14 protein-coding genes are annotated in these 22,418 nt (G+C 41.4%); 8 read left to right on the forward strand and 6 right to left on the reverse strand.

Annotated features, from left to right (window positions below; translation table 11 throughout):
* Positions 1-241 precede the first annotated feature (241 nt).
* The 3 genes from Q0779_RS15235 to Q0779_RS15245 all read left to right on the forward strand — a co-directional run bounded on the left by Q0779_RS15235 (position 242) and on the right by Q0779_RS15245 (position 5,289).
* Complete coding sequence (locus Q0779_RS15235) at positions 242-3,973, forward strand: response regulator (protein WP_298773776.1); 3,732 nt, start codon at positions 242-244, stop codon at positions 3,971-3,973.
* Between the two features lie 218 nt (positions 3,974-4,191).
* Complete coding sequence (locus tag Q0779_RS15240) at positions 4,192-4,533, forward strand: hypothetical protein (RefSeq protein WP_298773778.1); 342 nt, start codon at positions 4,192-4,194, stop codon at positions 4,531-4,533.
* A 402-nt stretch (positions 4,534-4,935) separates the two neighbouring features.
* Positions 4,936-5,289, forward strand: coding sequence for a hypothetical protein (locus Q0779_RS15245; protein WP_298773779.1), 354 nt, complete (start codon positions 4,936-4,938; stop codon positions 5,287-5,289).
* 49 nt (positions 5,290-5,338) lie between these two features.
* On the opposite strand, the gene Q0779_RS15250 is transcribed toward Q0779_RS15245, so the two are convergent.
* Both Q0779_RS15250 and Q0779_RS15255 read right to left on the reverse strand, forming a co-directional pair.
* A complete protein-coding gene (locus tag Q0779_RS15250; protein ID WP_298773781.1) occupies positions 5,339-6,355 on the reverse strand; it encodes a ketopantoate reductase family protein in 1,017 nt (338 codons plus the stop codon).
* Between the two features lie 2 nt (positions 6,356-6,357).
* Entirely contained in the window at positions 6,358-7,230 is an 873-nt protein-coding gene (locus Q0779_RS15255) for an acetoacetate decarboxylase family protein (protein WP_298773782.1), read from the reverse strand.
* Positions 7,231-7,321: 91 nt separating this feature from the next.
* On the opposite strand from Q0779_RS15255, the gene Q0779_RS15260 reads away from it, so the two are divergent.
* The 3 genes from Q0779_RS15260 to Q0779_RS15270 all read left to right on the forward strand — a co-directional run bounded on the left by Q0779_RS15260 (position 7,322) and on the right by Q0779_RS15270 (position 12,538).
* On the forward strand, positions 7,322-8,248 hold the full coding sequence (locus tag Q0779_RS15260; protein WP_298773784.1) for a LuxR C-terminal-related transcriptional regulator: 927 nt from the start codon (positions 7,322-7,324) through the stop codon (positions 8,246-8,248).
* A 499-nt stretch (positions 8,249-8,747) separates the two neighbouring features.
* Positions 8,748-10,853 (forward strand): neutral/alkaline non-lysosomal ceramidase N-terminal domain-containing protein, encoded by a 2,106-nt coding sequence (locus tag Q0779_RS15265; RefSeq protein ID WP_298773785.1) that lies wholly within the window; start codon positions 8,748-8,750, stop codon positions 10,851-10,853.
* Between the two features lie 524 nt (positions 10,854-11,377).
* Positions 11,378-12,538 (forward strand): tetrahydrodipicolinate N-succinyltransferase N-terminal domain-containing protein, encoded by a 1,161-nt coding sequence (locus Q0779_RS15270; RefSeq protein WP_298773786.1) that lies wholly within the window; start codon positions 11,378-11,380, stop codon positions 12,536-12,538.
* Between the two features lie 83 nt (positions 12,539-12,621).
* Here Q0779_RS15270 and Q0779_RS15275 read toward each other — a convergent pair whose 3' ends face one another.
* From Q0779_RS15275 to Q0779_RS15290, 4 genes are all read right to left on the reverse strand, one after another.
* Entirely contained in the window at positions 12,622-15,747 is a 3,126-nt protein-coding gene (locus Q0779_RS15275; protein ID WP_298773788.1) for an efflux RND transporter permease subunit, read from the reverse strand.
* 2 nt (positions 15,748-15,749) lie between these two features.
* Positions 15,750-16,832 (reverse strand): efflux RND transporter periplasmic adaptor subunit, encoded by a 1,083-nt coding sequence (locus Q0779_RS15280; protein ID WP_298773789.1) that lies wholly within the window; start codon positions 16,830-16,832, stop codon positions 15,750-15,752.
* Between the two features lie 451 nt (positions 16,833-17,283).
* Positions 17,284-18,048, reverse strand: coding sequence for a VWA domain-containing protein (locus Q0779_RS15285; RefSeq protein WP_298773790.1), 765 nt, complete (start codon positions 18,046-18,048; stop codon positions 17,284-17,286).
* 161 nt (positions 18,049-18,209) lie between these two features.
* Positions 18,210-19,547, reverse strand: a complete 1,338-nt coding sequence (locus tag Q0779_RS15290; RefSeq protein WP_298773791.1) for an MATE family efflux transporter — start codon at positions 19,545-19,547, stop codon at positions 18,210-18,212.
* Between the two features lie 226 nt (positions 19,548-19,773).
* Here Q0779_RS15290 and Q0779_RS15295 point away from each other — a divergent pair, with 226 nt between their 5' ends.
* Both Q0779_RS15295 and groL read left to right on the forward strand, forming a co-directional pair.
* Positions 19,774-20,106: a co-chaperone GroES gene (locus Q0779_RS15295; RefSeq protein ID WP_298773792.1), complete on the forward strand. Its 333-nt coding sequence runs from the start codon at positions 19,774-19,776 to the stop codon at positions 20,104-20,106.
* A 61-nt stretch (positions 20,107-20,167) separates the two neighbouring features.
* Positions 20,168-21,820 carry a chaperonin GroEL gene (gene groL, locus Q0779_RS15300; RefSeq protein WP_298773794.1) on the forward strand — a complete coding sequence of 551 codons (1,653 nt, stop codon included), beginning with the start codon at positions 20,168-20,170 and terminating at the stop codon, positions 21,818-21,820.
* Positions 21,821-22,418: the final 598 nt, after the last annotated feature.

A 22,418-nucleotide genomic window follows, 5' to 3' on the forward strand; every position in this document is an offset into this window, starting at 1 on the left:
TTGATCTCGATGATTTGATATACTGATAGTCAGCTAAGCCTTTTTAGGCTTAGCTTAATAACAATAAATATTAAGTTGTAAACAACTGATGTTAAAAAAGTTATTTTATTGTTGTTATTTTGGTATACCTAGACTTTACGTCGTCTAGATGTGGGCAATACACTTGTTTCTTTGCAACATGTGAAGTCGGTCTACTATGGTATGATTATCAGCGAAAAGTGTGCTTTATCAAGGGTTGTGAATGAAACCAACTGAACTAGGTCTTCAATTAAAATCTCCGATACAAAAAAATTATAACCGAGCAGTTTTTTATACCTATATCGGCGTTATCATCATGGCGTTAGTGACGGCATGGTTTTTTTTCGATCGAGAAAAAAAGCATTTAATTGAGCAAAGAGAAGAGCAGGTTGAACGTCATGTTTTGCAAATTGATCTTTTACTTGAATCGAGTATAAGGGCGGTTAAAAGCTTACGTAACGTTGCTGTGGATCATTTGCGTTTTGATGAACTCGTCAGAAAAGACAGTTTGCCTCAATATCAAAAGTTCAAAGAAACGGGTCAGTATTTCACACTTGAGCCCAGTTATGCCCACAGCGGTGAGCCTTTCACTAACATGGGGCGTATTACTGGTGTCGGCTCTTTGAATGGCCGCAGTGAAAAATTCTATCAAGAATTAGAAATGCTATTTGAGTTGTCTTTATCTTTTCCTGTGGCAACCGAAGCTGCACCAAAAGCGTCATCTATTTACTATATTTCCAAGCGCAGAATGATGTCTTATTATCCATGGCCATCAAATGAAAAGCGTTTTCGTGAAGAGTTGCTTAATAAAAAGCCCTTTCAGTTAGCCACGCCCTCGATGAATCCTCAACGTAGCGTATTTTGGAGTGAAGCGTATGTGGATCCCACCAATAAAGGTTTGCTAACGACTTTAGGCGTGCCCATATATTTGAAAGATGAGTTTATTGGTTCAATCAATTTAGACATGACACTCGCTTCATTGGCCAAGCAAATTCGTTTGTATTTTAAAATGCCCGGCACGGTGATTTTATTGGATCAGGGGAATAATATCCTCTCAAACAGTGATGTTGACTCTGCCCATATCAATCGCGTTTACCATATTAGCCAGAAAATACCATCCGAGCTGCACTCTATTCCGGAGTCTGTGTTATTTGATGCACACGAAGGGATGATCCGTAATGGGTATTATATTCATTCCGTTGCATTACATAACGCCCCTTGGCGTTTGTTGTATTTGCAGCCCGTTGATGATTTGTTCAAAGATTCTTGGGAAAAGTTGAAATTATCTTTTCTATTAGTGGTGTTGGCGTTATCTGTTTTGGTCACCATAGTCCACTGGCAAACCAGACGATCTTTTGTGAACCCAGCAACAAGTTTATTAACCCATTTAGAGATGTGTTCTCAAGAGCCCATTAAAGTACCTGAACGGGTATCAGATGGTTGGGAGCCTTGGTATCAACTTGTAAGTCGTATTTTTGAAGAAAACAAACAATATACAAGGCATCTTGCGGAGCAAAATAGACGACTCGACAAGTTGGTTGCTCAGCGCACGAAAAGGTTAAAAGAAACCACTGAGCGTCGTGAGCGAGAATTCGCTTTATTGCGTTCGCTTATTGATTCTATACCAGAAGCGATTGTTTTTAAAGATAAAGAAGGCCGGTATTTAGGTTGTAATAAATCGGCTGAACGTATGCTTGGCTTCACCGAAAGTGAAATGATAGGGCGTTTTTCAGATAAAGTGGCGAGTGACGATCAAGCGGGGCGGATTCTGGCTGAGGACTTACGGGTCATGGAAGAAAAATCTACCTTGAGGTACCAAGAAAAGGTGGAGTTGGCAGGTAAATCTATTTTACTCGATACCCTTAAGTTACCTTTTTATAATCGCCGTGGTGAGTTACTGGGTTTAATTGCAGTATGGCGCGATGTGACTCGAGAATATGAGTCTGCAGAGCAATTGCGTTTATCTGAAGAGCGTTACCATCTTGCGATGGATGCGGTAGAAGATGGGCTATGGGATTGGTATCTCGATTCTGAGCAGATCATTTGCAACCCTGCTTATTACACTATGCTGGGTTATGAAACGAATGAGTTTCCGGCGTTAGTGTCAACCATTAGTGAGCTCATTCATCCAGATGATCGTATGCGGGTTGAGCAATCGATGGAACAATATTTGGCCATGCCTTCTGGCACCTATGATGTTGAATTTAGAATGCGGGGCAAAACTGGGGAATATCATTGGCTGCAATCTCGAGGGCGCGTGGTTGAGTTTATGAGCAATGGCCAAGCGAAACGTATGGTTGGAACACATAAAGATATTACAAAACACAAAAGTAATGAAGTGGCCATGTTGGAAGCTAAGCAAGATGCTGAGATGGCGAATTTATACAAAAGTGAATTTTTGGCTAATATGAGCCATGAAATTAGAACACCGATGAATGCCATCATAGGTATGTTGCAGTTGGCAAAAAGGACTACATTAACCCCGCAGCAAGTGGATTATTTAGATAAGGCTGATTTTTCTGCGCATTCTTTATTGAGAATTATTAATGATATTCTTGATTTCTCTAAGATTGAAGCCGGTAAACTTGAGTTGGAGAAAGTATCATTTCCTCTGGATAAAGTGCTTGACCATGCGCTCGATCTTAATGCGTTGCGAACACAAGAAAAAGGAGTCGAGTTACTCTTATATGCGCCAGTGACAGCCGGATTAATGCTCGAAGGTGATCCGTTAAGGTTAGGGCAAGTGTTGATTAACTTGCTTTCTAATGCGGTCAAATTCACCCAAGTGGGTGAAATTGAGCTAGGTTGTGAGGATGTTGGCGAGCGAGATGACTATATTAGTTTGAAATTTTGGGTACGCGATACCGGTATTGGGATCAGTGAGGAAAAGCAGGCCAGTTTGTTTGATGCGTTTGCGCAAGCCGATGGTTCTACCACTCGCCAATATGGTGGTACAGGGCTTGGGTTGTCTATCAGCAAGCACCTAGTGTCTATGATGGGGGGAATTTTACAAGTGGAAAGTGAACCTAACCTAGGTTCAACATTCAGTTTCACTGTGAGTTTTGAAGTGGCGGATGAAATCGTTACTCCCCCTTTAGTTTTCCCTTCATGGTTGGGGAATTTAAATACTTTAGTGGTTGATGATAATCCGACTGCTTTGCAAATTTATTCCAGCGTAACCCGTGGTTTTCATTTTGATGTGGAAACGGCTTTAAGCGGTAAAGAGGCGTTAGACATTCTGGCAACAAAAGAAATCGATTTATTGTTACTCGATTGGATGATGCCAAAGATGGATGGGCCAGAAGTCATCAAACGTATTGATGAAATGGTATCGAATGGGCGCTTAGCTAAGAGACCGGTGATCATCATGATGACGGCTTATTCGGCGGAGCCTATGCAAAAAGAGATCAGTGATATTAAGGTATCTGCTTTATTACAAAAACCGTTCAAAGCATCGTCTTTATTTGATGAAATTATTGCGGCTTTTTCTCAAAAAAATGAGTCTCAGCAGCTATCAACTTTGACGGAAGATGCGAGTAACCCTGAAAAAATGGCCGAAGAGGAAGTTGAAAAGGAACCAGAGGTTGCAGGCAGTGTACTCTTGGTTGAAGATAATTTTATTAATCAGCAAGTGGCCACTGAACTTTTAAAGAGCGCGGGCTATCAGGTGGAAGTGGCTGAGAATGGTCAAGTGGCTATTGATATGATTGAAAAATCAACTTTTGATGCCGTTTTGATGGATATTCAAATGCCGGTGATGGATGGCTTGACCGCTACACGAAAATTACGTGAGGAGTATGATAGTGACACATTGCCCATTATTGCGATGACAGCGCATGCGATGACGGGTGACAGAGAAAAAAGCTTAGATGCTGGCATGAATGCGCACATAACAAAGCCTATAGTGTTAGATGAATTGTTTGATACTTTAAGCTATTGGATTAACAAAACTTAAAGATAAACAATAATCCTTAAAGCCACCTATAAGGTGGCTTTTTTTATGCTAGGAATAAGCTGCATATCATTAAATGACAGTATTGTTCATTACTTAATGCTTGTATGAAAAAGAATCAACTTGTAACATTTTTAAACATTGTAAGGTTTACTGTTCACTAATTGAGGTAATTGTATTACTATGTTGTTATAATAATGTAATTACAATGGTTGGTTTGTATGAATATATTTAATTTAGTGTTTGTTTTTAGTGCTGTCATTTTTTCCGCTATCAGTATTGCTAATGAAGCGGTTCAATATTCTACGAGTCAGCATGATTTTTCTAAAACCCCTGAAGCTTCCACTCATTATGACTTCGCTAAGAATCCACCTGAAAGTGGTGCAATAACAGATTTGGCTAATCAAGATTTTTATCAAAGCCAGCATGATTCATCTCAAACCTATGCAGCGGCCAGCGAATATAATTTTGAAAAAAATCCTGAACCCAAAGCACAATTAGTTGATGATAAAAAAACACCGTTTAAACAAAGTCAGCACGATAAGTCCATGTCTGATTTTTAGTTTCTATGGTGTGATGAGAATGCTGGGACTGAAAGGTAGCAATATGGCTGCCTTTTTAATAAAAAAGACGATTCGCTTTTCACGTGTGTTTACTTATTTAGTGTTAATTTTCTATTCGATATTTAATAACTTAGCCAAAATAGGATGACTTTTCTGATATTTTTTTAGTGCCTTCCATTTTAACCTTTCGAATTTATTGGTTGTTTCATGTGATTTTTTCTACTTTAATTCGATTTTTTTGTTGTTATGCTAAAGGCATCCATAACTAGATCTGTGGTTGAAAAAGGGTAATAGGGCGTCTTAAATTGGTTTTTATGCTCCTTTTTATCAGATCCTGTGGACTGAACGTTCATTTATACATAATCATCGAATGTGATGATACTTATAAAATGGTGAATTGATATGAAAATATTAACATTGATGTCTGTTTTAAGTATAGTGACTTCACTTGGTGCCAGTACTGTTGTGGCTCGGGCTGAAAAATCTGAACAATATTTAATGAGTCAGCGGGATTTTTCTCGCACTCACCAGACTGAACCGCATTATAAATTTAATGAAAATCCAGCGCAAACGGGGGCAATTATTCATACAGTAGATGAGGATCCCATTCACAGTCAACATGATTCATCTCAGACGTATGCAGTGCCCTTTACTTATGATTTTGCTAATAACCCTAGTGCTGAATTCCAATGGCATTATGGGAAAAATAATGTGTTTAAACAAACACAACATGATAAATCGATGTCCGAATGTTAATGGGTGAATCATGAGAAAGGTAGCAATATGCTACTCTTTCTTATGGTCATTAATATTTCACTTTTTTCCAGATGGTGTCCACAGAAATAGGCGTAAAAGGTTGTTGATTAAAGGCTTCTTTGCATATCGAATAAATCGCATTATTGACAGGAATATCCACATTATGTTGTTTAGCTAATTGGATGACATAACCATTAATTGTTTCTAGCTCAGAGGCATGACTGCCATTAATGATAATGTCTTGAGCCATACTGGAAATCACTAATTTTTTGAGATTTTTTAAATAAGGTTTTCGAGTTAAAAAGGCGGGTAACAGGCCTGCTGCTGTGATGAGTCCCCAACTGGGCATGCCGCCTAACTGACTTTCTTTAAAGCCAGCTGCTTTCATTACTTTAACCCCTTCATAGGTCATGCGGGTTAATAGCTTTTGAAATTTCTTACTCTTAGATTGATCATTTTGATGTAACGCCACGAGTGTGGTCAAAGAATTTGTTAAGTTGATGACAATTTTACAATGTGCAGCATCAGCAAGGTTGGAGTAGACGATGCTTTCAACACCTTTATTGAAATCACGAGTCAGAGCGTTAATTTCTTCATTCGTCACACCGCCATTGTGCCCCAGCGCGATAGGGCCTTTTTTTTGATAGCCGACCACACCAAAGTCATCAACCCATGCATTAAAACACAAGACTCCGTAAATCACTTTATTGAAGTATTGAGGTAAAATAGATTGATTTGCAATGCCATTTTGCAATGCAACAATCAGAGTGTCTGTGCCAAAGTGCTCGGATAACAGGTGACTGACACTGTCTAAGCTATAGTTTTTGACACAGAGAATAATCACATCGGGTTTAGGGGTATCTGAGAGTTGCCAATAAGCTTGTATTTGGCATTTATGGCGTATATGGGGTTTATCACCATGATAAGTATCGAGTCCATGTTGATTAATGTGCTCTGCAGTGACTTGCTTATCAAAAATACTCACTTTCATTTGTGCGTGAGTTAGCCAAGTGGCCATCGCTGTGCCTATGGCACCCGCTCCGAAAATAAGATAGTGTTTTGACATGATTAACAGTTCCTTATTTCATGGGGAAGGTCAAAGCAGGCGTTCATGGTATCGGTATGACGATATTGAAAAGCCTCTTGCTCAATGTTTAATGCTCTTAGTTTATCGGCGATGGGCCCACTGCCGAGCTGAATATTAGCACCGTTACTCATACTCGATTTTTTGAATAAGGTTTTCATATTTTTATTGAGATTAAAGGTGCCTTTGAACTGCGTGGTACTGGTAAGGCGTTGTGACTCTAAAACAGAGAGTAAGTTCGATTTGACATCGAAAGATTGAGGTTGACCTTGAGTAGGAACCGATAAAGTGAGGTAAGGGGCTTGTCCATCAATGGAAGCCTCCACTTTCACATTTTGATTATTTTTTGTGATGTTAATGTTTTCGACTTCTTTGGGGAGTCCCCAGATTTTTCGCCCTCTCAGTCTATTTTCAAGTGAAGTGACGGGCATGTGAAAGACGTAATAGCCAAAATTTTTCGATTTATCTCCTCGTAACATAGTCAATATGGGGAGGTTTGTTGCTCCGTCGCTGACAACAGGAATAGTCATGGCGATTTCATTATAGGGAGCGACGTTCATGACATGACGATACTCGTAGCATGAAAAGATCACCAGTGAGCGTCCCTTCATCATTTTTACCGGCTCCATGCTTGGGCTAGGCATCATAGCCTTAGCGGCAGAATAATCACAATGAAAAATAGCAATTGCGCAGCTGGCATCGGCGTAAAACGTCGGAAATTGATAGTGCTTTTCAATTTCTTCATCCAGTTTGAGTGGTTTCTCTGCATGCCGTAAATGAAAGCGTTTGAAGAACTCGTTGTTGAATTTATCTTCATTTTGCAGCAAGTTGGGGTTGAGGTTTAAATTAACATCCATGAAATCACCCTTACAGGTTGAAATAGTGAGTGTGAGTATTGCGCGTATAGAATAGAATCAAAATAGTAAAAATAACCTATAGATGAGTTAAATGAGTACGATTGATTTTTGTATAGCAGATTTATACCGTTTAGCGGCAAAAGGAGGAGGGGATTACCGTCGACGTGCATTGGCTCAGTTGACTCAAATTATCGACTTTGATGGCGCACTATGGGGCTGTGGTAGGCTAGATTCTGTTGAATTTCATAGTGTTGATGTATTGGGGGTGGATGATACCTATCCTCAAGGGTTGGCCCAAACGAGAGGCAACAATCCTTTTTTTGACGCCTTAAAAAATCAACTTGCCGTGTCCATTGATATGGGTTCTGTGTTAGATGATGAGCATTTTTATGCCAGCTCTATGTATCGAAATTTTTTCTCTCGCTATGGTGTGGAGCGTATTATTGGTGTGTTAATACCCGATCTCTCAACTGGCATTGTGAATTTGATTAGCCTTTATCGCTTTGAGAAAAACAACCCTTTTAATGCCGTGGACAGGCAGCACTTAGATCGACTAGGTTTCCATCTTGTCAGCGGAGCTTCTCATTATTATTTCTTACATCTGTCGCAGCGAACGAAACGCCATGGACAAGAAGCATTAGCAATTTGTGATAAATACGGCCTTTTTTTGGAGGCTGAACCTCGTTTTATCGCATTGTTAAAGCAATATTATCCTGAAGAAGCATTGACACATTTACCTTTTGAAATCCATAAGCACATTGAATTGGAACAAGGTTTACAAATGACATCGGAAGTGTTTGGGGATTTATATTGTGTGGCGTTGTGGGAAACACGCCCGATTGATCTTCTCAGTCCACGGGAGCAAGAAGTTGTTAATTGGGTGACGAAAGGCTTATCTTTTAAAGAGGCAGCGAAAAAGATGGGGGTGGCACCATCTACGGTGTCGAATCATCTCTATAAAATATACCGAAAGCTTAATATTGCCAGTCGTACTGAATTAGCGCAGATATACTCATGATATTGATGTTATCTATTTTCGATATAAGCAAACAGCCGATGGCCTTCATTGAAAAATAAGGAAAGGAGGTTGTTTTTATAAATGAGTCACTTGTACTTATCTATACCAAAAGGGATGAAATTAACCTTTGCGATAGGATTGTTATTTTAGCCTTTTATTTACCTTAATTTACACTTACTTCTTTTTGTTAACATATTTTGTTTTCTCGCTCACAGGATATTGTACGATCTTTCTCTTTTAAACATTACTTTCAAATGCTTGTCATCTATTGTTCGATGAACACCTGACTTTGTGTTAAATCGAATACCCTCATGATTATTACATTTGTTAGCATTTGAAATCGTTATTGTCATTTTAATATGATTTGTGTTTTAAAAAAGTTTTGAATTATCATGCATAAAGATTTGTTGGTTTCCAGGTTGTTACATGGATGTAGTTAGGTTACTGATGGTATCTATATCTAATAATAATGAATGGCTCTAAAGCCTTAGGATACTGTATGAATAGATTGAATTCTGTACTTAAACCGTTAACGTTAAGCTCTATGCTATTGTCGACTGCTATCGCATCTTCTTTTTCTGCTCAAGCTGGGGATTGGGTTGTGGGAAGTGGCATGTATGATATCACTGGACCCGCTGCCGATAGAGGAATGGTAGGCTATGGTGATACGGCGCAAACAACGCAGGGAATTTTTACTCGCTTATGGTCTAGAGCATTTACTATCGGCGCAGCAGGAACGGATGATTTTGTGGTCTTTGTGAGTGCTGATCTTCAAGGTATTCCTCAAAGTGTTCATCAAGGTGTGATGGCTAAAATTTCAGCGGACTCTAGTTTATCTCCTTATTTGAATGAAAAAAATGTCATGTTAACCGCCACTCATACTCATGTGGGGCCTGGAGGATATGATCATACTGTCCTACTGAATTTAAGCGCCTTGGGCTATGATGAAGATAATTACGCGACAATAGTGGATGGGATTTATCAGTCAATTGCCAGTGCATTTGCGAGTAAAGCTTCCGGTGATATTAAGTTTGCTCAAGGGAAACTGACTAACGCGAGTATTAATCGTAATAAAGATGTCTATGCGTTTAATGCTGATAAAGATGATTATAGTACCGATGTCAATGACACCATGACAGTCTTAAAGCTGGTCAAAGACGATGGCAGTGAGGTTGGCATGATTAACTGGTTTGCTGTGCATAATGTGTCTTCGCCACAAACTTACCGGTATATTAGTGGCGATAATAAAGGCATGGCGAGTCAATTATTTGAAAAATCGAAAGGAACACAACCGCCTTTAAACATAGGGTTTGTTGCTGCTTTTGCCAATAGTGATGAAGGGGATGTATCGCCTAATGTCTGCGGCGCTCAAGACGGCTGCATGGATACGACAAAAGAAGATGTCATTTTATCGGCAACCAAACAGTATGAGATGGCGGTGTCTTTGTATGATAATTCAACGTCATCACTAGCGGGAGCGCTAAATTATCGTTTTCAATATGTGAAAATGCCGGGTTACCAAGTGAGGGGGGATTTCACTCAATCAGGAAATACTCAAGCACTGTGCCATGGTACAGTAGGCTGGTCTTTTACTGCTGGTGCAGGATGGGACGGTCCTTCTAATATGGAAGGGATTTCAGAAGGCATGACCCAAGATAACGAAGGGACTTACTGGAATGAAAATGACACGCTCATTGGTAATGTGCTCGCTGGGTACCCATTGCTAGGACTGCTAGATGCGTTTTCCAATATATCGACCGGTGATGATGAACATGAAGCATGTCAGTATCCTAAACCTACCTTTGTGAATGCCGATTTAACCGATGATATTGCCTTATATACAGATACCTTGCCTTTTCAGTTATTTCAAATTGGTGATTTAGCTTTGGTCGGAATACCGGGTGAAATGACAACTATGTCTGGGCGTCGAGTGCGTAGCGATGTGTTAGCTGCACTTGAAGGGAGCGGCGTAAAACATGTGGTTATCGCAGGCTTAGCCAATGCTTACAGTGGATATATTACTACCAATGAAGAGTACGATCAGCAGTATTACGAAGGGGGGCATACCGTCTTTGGGCCTGATTCACTAGCGGCTTATCGTCAGATTTTTACTGGATTAGCCAATTCTATCGCACAAGGTTCAGGGGTGAGTGAAGGACCGACGCCGATAAATCGAGAAAATGATCAACTCATTTATTCAATCGGTGTGGCGTACGATGATAAGCGTTTATGGGAATCTTTTGGTCAAACCACTAAAGATGCATCCTCAAGCTATCATCGTGGCGATACGGTGTCGGTTAAGTTTCGTTCGGGTCATCCTCAAAATAACTTCAAAACCATGGAAGCTTTCTTTGAAGTTCAGCGTAAAGTTAATGGTCAATGGGAAACACAATTAACGGAAAATGATGCCAGTACATTGTTTGTGTGGATCCGTGATACCGACGCTGATTGCATGGCGTGCTCTGATGCAAAATTAGAGTGGGTAATTGATAATGATATGCCGACGGGCACTTATCGTATTCGCCATCACGGCTATTGGAAGAGTGGTTGGAGTGGTTCATTAAACAGTTACTCAGGCAAGTCTAGTAGCTTTGAAGTGAAGTAATACGTTAACGGTTGCTGAAAACGCCTTTTAAGCTTAGATTGGTATCTATACCCAAATCACTTGAAAGTGCATGTTTTCAGAGCCCGTAAAAGGGCTTAATTCAAGGCGCATTAGTGAAAGAATGCTTATTGCCTTGTGAGATCATGCAACGCAGAAGTTAGCGTTTTTACGGACTCCCAATGGGCTGGTTTAAAACACTTTTATACTGCGTTATTGAGTATCAACTTAGAATGACTAAGCCAGAAACTCAATGCCTTGCCTAAAAATGTTTTAATTCCAGCTGAGTCCTGCATCTTCAAGTGGTTTGGGTATAAGCTTAAAAGGCGTTTTTGTTATCTGTTTTGTTATGCTTTGTTGATAAAAAGCGCCTGTTTTTTTGCTGTCCTTCTTGAGAGTAGACTTTACCTTAGTCGACGTTTATCCTGCTTCTACTTATTTTCATTATTTGATAGTAGCCCTGCGGCATAAAGACACGCTTTATCGCCGCTCAGTTAATTCATTACTTAACAATGTAAGAGATTAAAATGATCAGCACAAAAGAAGCATTTAGCCAATATGTCACCGACATCCAAGCCGATAGTCAATATCAGAAACCGTTAGCATTTGGCATAGGTGTGCGCCGCTCTAAAGGTGACGCCACACTGGATGTGCTGTTTCCTTTGATTAACTTCGATGCCAACTTTGGTACGGCTGCAGTGTTGTTAAAGGCAACGGGTTTTCAGCAAAGTAATGGTTTCGTTCCTTTATCTGCTGACACCCTTAATGAAGTCTTTAATCAATTTGCGCCTTTTCATGATGCGTTGGGCGATCATGCCAATGTACAGTTGCTTAAAACAATAGTGGATAACACTGAACCTGAAAATGATTATGGCCAAACCGATGTGGGGGTTTTCTATTTATTTGATGGCGAGCAAGCTGTGGCCAGTGCTGAAGAAGCTTATTTTAAGTTGCAGTGTCTATCTCAACGTAAAGTTCAGCCCCATGGTTTATGTCTTGATGGTGCATTTGGTCAATTAACCAATGTGGCTTGGACGAATGTGGGCCCAATGTTGCCAGCGGATGTTGAAACACAGCGGGTTAAATATTTACTGGAAGGAAAGCCGCTGACGGTGACTCATGTTGATAAATTCCCATACATGCTCAATTATCATATTCCAACGGGTGTTCGAGTTGCCGATGTAGGCCGTGCTCGATTGGGTGCGTATTTAGGTGAAGGCACAACGGTCATGCCAGCAGGTTATGTGAACTTTAATGCAGGCACTGAAGGTAATGCCATGGTTGAAGGGCGCGTTTCAGCCGGTGTTTTTGTTAAAAAAGACAGTGATATTGGCGGTGGTGCATCGATTATGGGGACCTTGTCTGGTGGCAATAATAACGTCATTAGTATTGGCGAAAAATGTTTATTAGGGGCCAATGCGGGGACGGGTATTTCATTAGGTTTTGGCTCGACCATTGCGGCAGGCCTGTATATTTATGCCGGAATGAAAGTGTCATTATTGGACGCGCAAGATAAGCCTGTGGACTTGGAAGGGAATGCGGTTGCTGAGGGTGAGAATATCGTTAAAGCCATTAGCTTATCGGGTCGTGAAAAACTGCTGTTTATTCAAGACTCACAAACAGGGCAAGTGTTCTGTAAGCCAAACCCTAAAACCATTGAACTTAATTCGGCGCTGCACAGTAATTAATATCAATTTGTTGATTTTAAACCTTGAATAAAAAAGCGCTCACATGAAAATGTGAGCGCTTTTTTATGGTGTTAACATAATCCTTATTGTGCAGAGGCAGGTTGTTTAACGTCAGCTTGCTTTGTTTTCCCTTTGGCGGTTTTATTAGGCATATCAACGCCACAAATATAAGTATAAGTGACGGGAAGGACGATTAAGGTCAATACAGAGGCAAAGCCTAAACCAAAAATAATGGTAATGGCCATTGAGCCAAAAAAAGCATCGGTAAGAAGAGGCAGCATACCCAACATCGTAGTAATCGCCGCCATTAAAACTGGACGCACACGACTCACGGCAGAGTCGACCACAGCTTGATACGCTTCTTTCCCTTCACTCAGTTCAAGGTTGATTTGATCCACCAACACAATCCCATTTTTAATGATCATACCGGTTAAACTGAGCAAACCTAATAATGCCATGAAGCTAAAAGGTGCATCAAATAGCAGTAAGCCAGAGACCACACCAATTAAGGCCAGTGGCACGGTAAACCAAATCACGATAGGTTGGCGAACAGAATTAAACAGCAATACCGTGATTAAGAACATCGCCAAGTATCCCATAGGGATAGAGCTAAAGACCGACTTTTGGGCTTCTGTTGAGGTTTCATATTCGCCCCCCCATTCAAGTTCATAACCGAGAGGCAAAGGGATGGCTTCAATATCATGGCGTATTTTTCTAAACACTGAGTCAGCGGTTTCTTCACTATCTAGGCTGGGGTTAGCCATGACTGAAATCACACGTTTACGATCTCGGCGCATGATCAGCGGGTTTTCCCATTGGCTGTCAAAAGTTGAAATCACTTGTGCTGCGGGCACAAAGGCGTTGTTTTCAGTGCTCCAAATCTGCAATTTCCAAATACTATCGATATCGAGACGTTCTTCATCGGGTGAACGGGCAATAATAGGCATAAGGTGACTCTTATCACGGTACACACCGACCGTTTTACCCCCAAAATTAATCAATAATGCATTATCAATATCTTGCTTGCTGATCCCAGCTTCACGGGCTTGAGCGTTAGCGATTTCAGGACGGATCACTAACAATTGGTTACGCCAATTATGCCTCACACTGTCAGCACTGGGCTCGTCTTTTAAAATCGTTTCTGCTTTCGCGGCTAATTGACGCAAAATAAGCGGATCCGCGCCGTAAAAACGGGCTTCGATTTTAGCGGCAGGTGCTGGGCCATTTTCAAGGTATTTAAAGCTGTATTGCGCTTGTGGGAAATGGAGGCGTAGGTCATGAGAAACCGCTTTAATATAGTCGTATAAATGCGGTAAATCATCCATTTCAATTAACAGTTGCGCATAGGCCGGGTAGCCTTTTTCGGGAACATAAGGCAGTACAAAACGTTGAGCACCTTGGCCTATGACCGTTGTGATGTTCACGACGCCTAAGTCTTTTTCATTTTGTTGCTGCCAAATATGTTGTTCTAATTGGCTGACAAAATCTTCTGTAGCATGAACATCAGTGCCTTCTGGCATCCATACATCAACAAAAAATATCGGAGTATTAGAGGCGGGGAAGAAGACATTCTTAATGTGACCAAAACCCGATACTGATAAGATTAACGCTGTAATAACAGCGGCTAAGGTGAGTAAGCGAAAACGCATACAAAGGCTGAGCAGTTGTCGGTAGAGGGTAAACATCCAGCCTTTGTAGGGATCGTCATTACCACTTTCTTCTACAGTGCCATCTTTAAACAGTAAGTGGCAGAAGAAAGGGGTTAAAGTAATGGCGGTGATCCAACTGATAAACAGTGAAATCAGTAAAACTTGAAACAGTGATACACAAAACTCTCCCGTGGCTGTATCAGATAAGCCAATAGGCGCAAAAGCGATAATGGCAATAATCGTCGCGCCCAGTAGCGGCCATTGGGTTTGATTGACAACACTTTTAGCCGCTTCGAGTCGCGTTTTCCCTCGTTTTAACGCAATTAAAATCCCTTCGGTAACAACGATGGCATTATCCACTAACATGCCTAGGGCGATAATGAGAGCGCCTAATGAGATGATTTGTAAGTCAATATTGAGCACACTCATTACAATGAAAGTGCCTAAAATGGTGAGCAGCAATACGACCCCCATTAATAAGCCAGAGCGTACGCCCATAAAGACTAATAAAACGATAATGACGATGGCGATAGATTCTGCCAAATTGATCAAAAAGCCATTAATGGTTTGGTCGACCATTTTGCCTTGATCATAGACTTTATTGAGTTCTATGCCGAAAGGTCGTTCGCTGTCTAATGCCTGAAGGCGCTTTTCAACGGCTTGGCCGACATCAACAACATTCACCCCACTGGAAAAAGCGATCCCCATGGATAGCGCTGCAGCGCCTTGATTACGATATAAATGGCTAGGTGTTTCATCATAAGTTTTATAGACTTTAGCGATATCACCTAAATAAACCAGCTGAGCACTGCCCGGTGCACTCACCAATAAGTGTTCCATCTCACTAACGCTATGAAATTCACCTGTAGGGTGAATACGGATCCGGTTATCACCCACACGGATGCTGCCCGCATTGGATACACCATTTTGATTGTTAATTAAACTGTAAATGTAATCGGGATTAAGGCCCAGTGCATTGAGTTTTTGCTGTGATATTTCAACAACGATTTGCTCGCTCACTTTACCGGCAATCGTGACTTTTTTGACTCCAGGTACCAGCACTAATTCACGTCTTACAAAATCAGCATAATTTTGTAATTCGCGAGCAGTAAAACCTTGACCCGCAATATTAAATAAAATGCCATATACGTCACCAAAATCATCGATGACAGAGGGGGTTGCCACTCCAGATGGCAGTTTGGGAATACTATCGTTGATTTTACGCCTGACTTCATCCCAAATCTGTGGCAGAACATGGCTGGGATAATTTTCTTTTATCTCTATTTGTATTTGCGACATACCCGCACTGTTAATGGAAGTAATATGCTTGATACTGTCCAGTTGTTGCAGTGCATCTTCAAGGGGCAAGGTCACTTCTTCTTCGACTTGCTGGGGGGATGCACCGGGGTAAGCGGTGATCACTAGCGCCTGTTTGATGGTAAATTCTGGAAATTCGAGTTGACCTAATTTTAGAAAGGATAAGCTGCCACCTATTAATAAGAGTAGGGCAAACATCCAACTGATGACTTTATGTTGAATAGCGTATTGCGCAACATTCATTGTTATACTCCTCGCTGCCAACGTAGCGCTTTCACTTTCATGTCATCACTTAAATGTTGTATTCCCGCAACCACAACCCGTTCGCCAGATTTAAGCCCGCTGAGCACTTCAATGCCATTGGAATGAACGGTGCCGATAACCACTTTACTGGCATGTACAGTTTGGTTTTTTTCATCAAATATCCAGACAATACTGGCATTATCACTATCACGTTTAGCGATGGCGGTTTGTGGGAGTACGATGGCGTTGTGACTATGGTCGGCTTTGACTAAATCAAGGGTCAGTGTTGCACTCATTCCGGGAAAAACATTAATATCATCAGGCTGTTGTAAACTAAAGGTAGCGGCATAGGTTTGGCTACCGGGAGTCACTTCAGTGGAATATTCTTTTAATGTCACAGGGTAATGGTGCTCAGGTTTGGCATTAAAAGTAATTTGTGCAATACGGGCGCGTGCTTCATCGTAATCTTTGATGGAAGCGGCCAAGGTTTCTGGGACTTGAATAACCGCATCGATGGTGGCATTTTTTTGTAATGTCAGTACGGCTTGATTCGCTTGCACAATTTGATGATTATTAATAATACGTTTGGCAATGATGCCAGTAAAGGGAGCGTGAAGCTGAGTATAACTCAGGTTATCTTTGGCGTTGGCTAATGCTGCTTTGCTGGATTTTAATTCGGCTTGTGCGTTATCAAATTCTGCTTGAGAAATGAGCTTTTGTTTAAACAATTGTGTTTTTCGTTTGAAGTCGGCGTGGGTAAGATCATAGTTTGCTTCACGGTTTAGAAGGGCATTTTGAGCATCTCTGTCATCCATCTGTGCTAATAATTCCCCTTTTTGAACTGTTTGCCCTTCAAGTAGAGGGAGAGCAATCACTTGCCCGGCAATACGAAAGCTTAAATTAGCTTCTTGATTGGCTTCTATTTTAGCGGGAAAAGTGCGAGCTTGTGCTGAACCTATAGGGTCAATGGTCATTAACTTTACGGGACGAATAGGCTCAACGGCGGTGGTGCTGGTAGCGGGATTACAACCGCTAATGAGGGACGTAAGTAGCACTAATGTAATAGTGCTAAATGAAAATTTCATCCATGGCTCCTAAAATGTCATGTAAAGTATGCTTGCTTAAAGCAAAAAAATTAGCCTATCTAACAAGTGATTAGACGACTAAAAGCGTTTGTATTGTTTTGCCGCAAACTATACCGAAGAGATGCTTGTTATTCAATCCACATAATCGTTAAGGTTTTTTATATTTTTTTGAGTTGATATTCTTTAATGTATCGCTGAGTTAATGGGTTGGTGAATATGAATAACATAGAATGATCGTCCTGATTTTTGATGTGCTGTGTATCGAATGAGTAAAAATCATCAAGAAGTGCATCTTACCTTTCGCAGCATCTTGATGAAGTGAGCCAATGGAGAGTGAACCACATGTCGTATGGAATCGGGTTTTAACGATAGAGCGTTATTCGTTAAGCAAGGCCCAATCGCCAATGGAGTATATTGTTATCTTCTTCGTATAACTTAGTGTATCAAAAGGTTACTTTTTACCTTTATCAAACCAAGGCTCGTTAGGGTTATCACCATCGCTATCGCTGATAAGTTCAATTTCACCACCGGTTTCCACTGCCAATTCTTGCAGGAATTCAAAGGTGCTGCTCTTGGCGGAAATACCACCTGTTTTGCCTTTGTCTTGCTCGATAACAGCAAGGTGTTGAGCGGCTACGCTAACGGTACCGGTGAAAATGGTGGGATTAAATTCAACTGTGGGGGTTTCAACAGTATATTTACTGCGCACTTCATCTTGCCAATTGCTGCCGCCACAGGGGGTGTTCGGGCTAGCATTTTCATCACCATCAGTAGAGCCGTATACTCGTAATCTGGCACCGTTATCGGCTTCTACATTGAACTGTGTTCTTAAATCATCGGCAGCGCTACACATTGCTTGTGCAAGTGCGGTGCCCCCTGAGCAACCTTCATCATCTAGGTTGTTCATGGCTGTCATTGCACCCACAAAATCAACAAACCCACCCGTGACGGATTGCATATTATTGGCGGAGTTAAATGTGCGTACTTCAATGAGTTGTCCATTGATATTGGCATTAAAGAAGAAACGCGAGATTTTATCAATGGCTTCTTGTTTGGAATAAGAGCAGCGACTTTGTCCGTCTGTGCGGGTACTCATCATAGAGCCACTTCTGTCCATGACTAATACGCCATATGAGGGGACGGCTGCGCTTGCAGATAATACTGGAAGGGCGCTGGCGCTACACAGGAGCGTTAGCGAAATAAGACTTTTTTTCATTTTGATTAATTCCTTTTAAATGTAATCGTTTTCCATAACGACATGTTTTCATTTTGCTCCTCCTTTATTTTTAAGGGAGGAGCAATGATCTTAGATTAAAAAAACGCCTTTTCAATAAAACTAAAGTCTACTTATGACTCTTTTTTGTGGTTTATTTGGCGTTAGGTGTTTGGCTCACAGGTTTTGGTGGCTAAAATATAACAGGCAATTCCCATCAACATATTGGTGATAGGAAGGGCTAATAAAAGTCCTTCAACACCATAAATGTAAGAACCCAGAGCCGCGAGTGGTAGCATGAGAAAAAACAGTCTACATACATTGATCACTAATGAACTCATGGGCCTATGATAAGCATTGAGGCTAGTTGCCACTAAAATAATCACGCCTAAAAATCCATAAGCGCCGGGTAAAAATTGAATATAAAAGCTGAGCCAAGCGATCACTTGTGGATCTTCACTAAACAGGCTGGCGATAGGGGTGGCCAACAACATTAAAGGGATATACAGCAAGGTTTGAAAAATAAAAATAAATTTCAGTGAAAGCATTAAGGCTTGATGAGCTCGCACTTTTTGTCCTGCACCGAGGTTTTGAGCAATAAAAGGCACTAAGCTGGATGACAGTGCCATGACCACAATGAGCATCAGTGATTCAAGCCGAGTCCCTGCGCCAAAAGCGGCTACGGCTAAATGATTTTGTCTGGCGAGTATGGCCATTAACAGTGCGTTGGCAACGGGGTTAAGCAAATTCATTAATGTGGCTGGCTGGGCAATATGGGCCAGTTTTTTCCAGTTCTCTTGATAGCGTTTCATATTAATGCGTGCAAATTGTAGCATGCGCTTTTTGATGATCAGCAAATAACCTGATAGTAAAAAAGCAATAAACCAAGCGAGCAAGGTGGCAATGGCCGCACCTTGTATTTCAAGACGAGGAAAAGGACCCAGTCCAAAAATCAGTAATGGGTCAAGGATCACATTTATCAGTGCTGCCAATGACATGATCATGGCGGGGGATCGCGTATCCCCTGTTGAGCGCAATGCCTGATTGCCTATCATGAGTAGAACCAGTAACGGTGCACCTAAGTACCAAGGCAACATATAATCATGAATGTAAGGTAAACTGGCGGGAGTGGCGCCGAGCAGGCTAAATAATGGCCCAATGGACAGACTGCCTAATATGGCGATGATGCAGATAAGTGCAAAAGTGAGTAATAGAGTATCGTGTAAAAAGAGCTTGGCTTTTTTGTGATTATTACTGCCTATTAAGCGGCCTAAATTGGTTGAGACACCAGCGCCTATGCCAACCCCTATGCTTGAAACGATTAACGTAATAGGAAAGGTAAAGCTGATAGCGGCAAGGGCTTGTGTGCCTAATTGACTGATAAAAAATGTATCAACGAGATTAAACCCCAAAATGGTGATAATACCAATGAGGTTTCCTAGGCTCATTTTTAATAGTACAGGACCAATAGGCTGAGTCAGTAGCCCATGTCTATCATTCATTTAGAAGTCTGTTTAATTCGGTGTGAAAAGCCGATTCTAACAGGAACTTGGCAAGATTTTAAAAATCTTGCCAATAAAAATGCATTTTTTTTCAAAGCCCCCCTTGGAAGTGTCTAATTTGACCCCATATCTCGAACATCAATGGCAGTTTTATGAATGAAACTGCCTAATGTATTTGTTTAAAACCAACAATGATTGTTGGTCAACCTACTAGGAGCATCCATCGATGAATATTCGTCCTTTACATGATCGTGTCATCATTAAGCGTTCAGAAGTTGAATCAAAGTCAGCTGGCGGTATTGTGCTGACCGGAAGTGCGGCAGAGCAGTCGAGCCGAGGTGAAATCCTCGCAGTGGGTAATGGCCGTATTCTTGAAAATGGCGACGTGAAGGCGTTAGACGTAAAAGTTGGCGACATCGTTATTTTTAATGAAGGTTATGGCGTTAAAAAAGAAAAGATTGATGGTGAAGAAGTCCTGATCCTTTCTGAATCAGATCTAATGGCGGTAGTGGGTCAATCCCCCTCATTGAAAAACACCCACACCGAACTTAATCCCTAAGTCGCCCCAGATTAACTGCGGTACTTAGCTTAAGCATTAAAGAACTTAAAGGATAATCAAAATGACAGCAAAAGAAGTTTTATTTAGCAATGACGCTCGCGTAAAAATGTTAAGCGGCGTGAATGTATTGGCGAATGCGGTAAAAGTGACCTTAGGCCCTAAAGGTCGTAATGTTGTGCTTGATAAAAGCTTTGGCGCGCCACTGATCACCAAAGATGGTGTATCTGTTGCCAAAGAAATCGAACTTGAAGATAAGTTTGAAAACATGGGCGCACAAATGGTGAAAGAAGTCGCATCTAAAGCTAATGATGCGGCGGGTGACGGCACAACCACGGCAACGGTTTTAGCACAAGCGATTGTGACTGAAGGCTTAAAAGCTGTTGCTGCAGGCATGAATCCAATGGATCTTAAGCGTGGTATCGATAAAGCTGTGATTGCGGCGGTATCTGAGCTTAAAACACTATCGCAAGATTGTGCCGATAGCACAGCCATTGCGCAAGTGGGTACCATTTCTGCTAACTCTGATGAGTCAATCGGTGAAATCATTGCGACCGCTATGGAGCGTGTGGGCAAAGAAGGTGTGATCACAGTCGAAGAAGGTCAAGCACTTGAAAATGAGCTAGACGTTGTTGAAGGTATGCAGTTTGACCGTGGTTACCTATCACCTTACTTCATCAACAAGCCAGAAACCGGCAGTGTTGAGCTAGAAAACCCATACATTTTGCTGGTTGATAAGAAAATTTCTAACATCCGTGAGTTATTGCCTATCCTTGAAGGTTTGGCAAAAACAGGTAAGCCACTGCTTATCATCGCTGAAGATGTTGAAGGTGAAGCATTAGCGACATTAGTCGTTAACAACATGCGTGGCATCGTTAAAGTTGCGGCTGTTAAAGCGCCTGGTTTTGGCGATCGTCGTAAGGCGATGCTACAAGATATCGCTATTCTAACGGGCGGTACTGTGATTGCTGAAGAAATTGGTCTAGAGCTTGAAAAAGCGGCATTAGAAGACTTAGGCAGTGCAAAACGCGTCCTTATTACTAAAGATGATACGACTATCATTGACGGTGTGGGCGAAGAAGAGCAAATTCAGTCACGCGTCACGCAAATTAAATTACAAGCGGAAGAGTCGACGTCTGACTACGATAAAGAAAAACTGCAAGAGCGTATGGCCAAATTGGCTGGTGGTGTGGCGGTTATCAAAGTCGGCGCGGCAACTGAAGTTGAAATGAAAGAGAAAAAAGCCCGCGTAGAAGATGCATTGCATGCAACACGCGCAGCAGTTGAAGAAGGTGTGGTAGCTGGTGGTGGTGTTGCATTGGTTCGCGCAGCAAGCAAGATTGGTGAGCTTGATGTGATTAACGAAGATCAAAAACACGGTATCGTGATTGCCCTTCGTGCCATGGAAGCACCACTGCGTCAAATCGCGGCAAATGCGGGCGAAGAAGCATCAGTTGTGGCGAACAACGTTAAAAACGGTAGCGGTAACTATGGTTACAATGCCGGTAATGACACTTACGGTGACATGTTAGAAATGGGTATTTTGGACCCAACTAAAGTGACCCGTAGTGCATTACAGTTTGCAGCATCGGTTGCAGGACTAATGATCACAACAGAAGCTATGGTTGGCGAAGTGGCTCAAGAAGCACCTGCAGCGCCAGATATGGGCGGCATGGGTGGAATGGGCGGTATGGGTGGTATGGGCGGCATGATGTAAATCATGTTGGTCTAAGCACTTAATAACGGCGTTATGATTGCGCTCGCATAAGAAACACTATGCGTCGCTTATCAAGCCTTATTCTTAAGCGCTTACCCTACGCATTATCGTTAAGATAGTAAAAGCCCGAATAGTAATATTCGGGCTTTTTTGCTGTTTCAGATTGGCTTGGTTAACCCAAGCTGATAAGAAAACCTCGATATTTTTGAAGTATCGAGGTTTTTTTGTGTGTGGGGTTATCAGTATTATCACCTTGTAAGTTGTCATTTCTATCGCAGGTATTTTATTCAATCAAAATAAGGCCGTGGATTCCCATCCAAATTTTCCCAAAAGGGGATAGACAGTGATTTCCTCTTGAATAACCTTTGTAGTTGAGTACCTCATCATTTTATTCACCGTCATCATTATCGGCTCATATTCGTCATTTGATGTTTAGGGTTAACGAATGTCGTGATGATAAGGATGTTAAAGAACGACCTGACTCAATTAAGGCTCTTGTGTGATGTGGTTGCATTGAATGACACGCTGAGTTTTTCGCTTTTACCATCAGAATGGCATACTCTTGCCGCGATAGTTTTTAGTATATTTTATTCTGTGC

Origin of the sequence: uncultured Shewanella sp. (assembly GCF_947491715.1) — a bacterium.
Lineage (GTDB): Bacteria > Pseudomonadota > Gammaproteobacteria > Enterobacterales > Shewanellaceae > Shewanella.

Coding starts and splice junctions, on each gene's coding strand:
- Q0779_RS15235 (WP_298773776.1), top strand. CDS start 242: ATGAAACCAACTGAACTAGGTCTTCAATTAAAATCTCCGATACAAAAA.
- Q0779_RS15240 (WP_298773778.1), top strand. CDS start 4,192: ATGAATATATTTAATTTAGTGTTTGTTTTTAGTGCTGTCATTTTTTCC.
- Q0779_RS15245 (WP_298773779.1), top strand. CDS start 4,936: ATGAAAATATTAACATTGATGTCTGTTTTAAGTATAGTGACTTCACTT.
- Q0779_RS15250 (WP_298773781.1), bottom strand. CDS start 6,355: ATGTCAAAACACTATCTTATTTTCGGAGCGGGTGCCATAGGCACAGCG.
- Q0779_RS15255 (WP_298773782.1), bottom strand. CDS start 7,230: ATGGATGTTAATTTAAACCTCAACCCCAACTTGCTGCAAAATGAAGAT.
- Q0779_RS15260 (WP_298773784.1), top strand. CDS start 7,322: ATGAGTACGATTGATTTTTGTATAGCAGATTTATACCGTTTAGCGGCA.
- Q0779_RS15265 (WP_298773785.1), top strand. CDS start 8,748: ATGAATAGATTGAATTCTGTACTTAAACCGTTAACGTTAAGCTCTATG.
- Q0779_RS15270 (WP_298773786.1), top strand. CDS start 11,378: ATGATCAGCACAAAAGAAGCATTTAGCCAATATGTCACCGACATCCAA.
- Q0779_RS15275 (WP_298773788.1), bottom strand. CDS start 15,747: ATGAATGTTGCGCAATACGCTATTCAACATAAAGTCATCAGTTGGATG.
- Q0779_RS15280 (WP_298773789.1), bottom strand. CDS start 16,832: ATGAAATTTTCATTTAGCACTATTACATTAGTGCTACTTACGTCCCTC.
- Q0779_RS15285 (WP_298773790.1), bottom strand. CDS start 18,048: ATGAAAAAAAGTCTTATTTCGCTAACGCTCCTGTGTAGCGCCAGCGCC.
- Q0779_RS15290 (WP_298773791.1), bottom strand. CDS start 19,547: ATGAATGATAGACATGGGCTACTGACTCAGCCTATTGGTCCTGTACTA.
- Q0779_RS15295 (WP_298773792.1), top strand. CDS start 19,774: ATGAATATTCGTCCTTTACATGATCGTGTCATCATTAAGCGTTCAGAA.
- groL (WP_298773794.1), top strand. CDS start 20,168: ATGACAGCAAAAGAAGTTTTATTTAGCAATGACGCTCGCGTAAAAATG.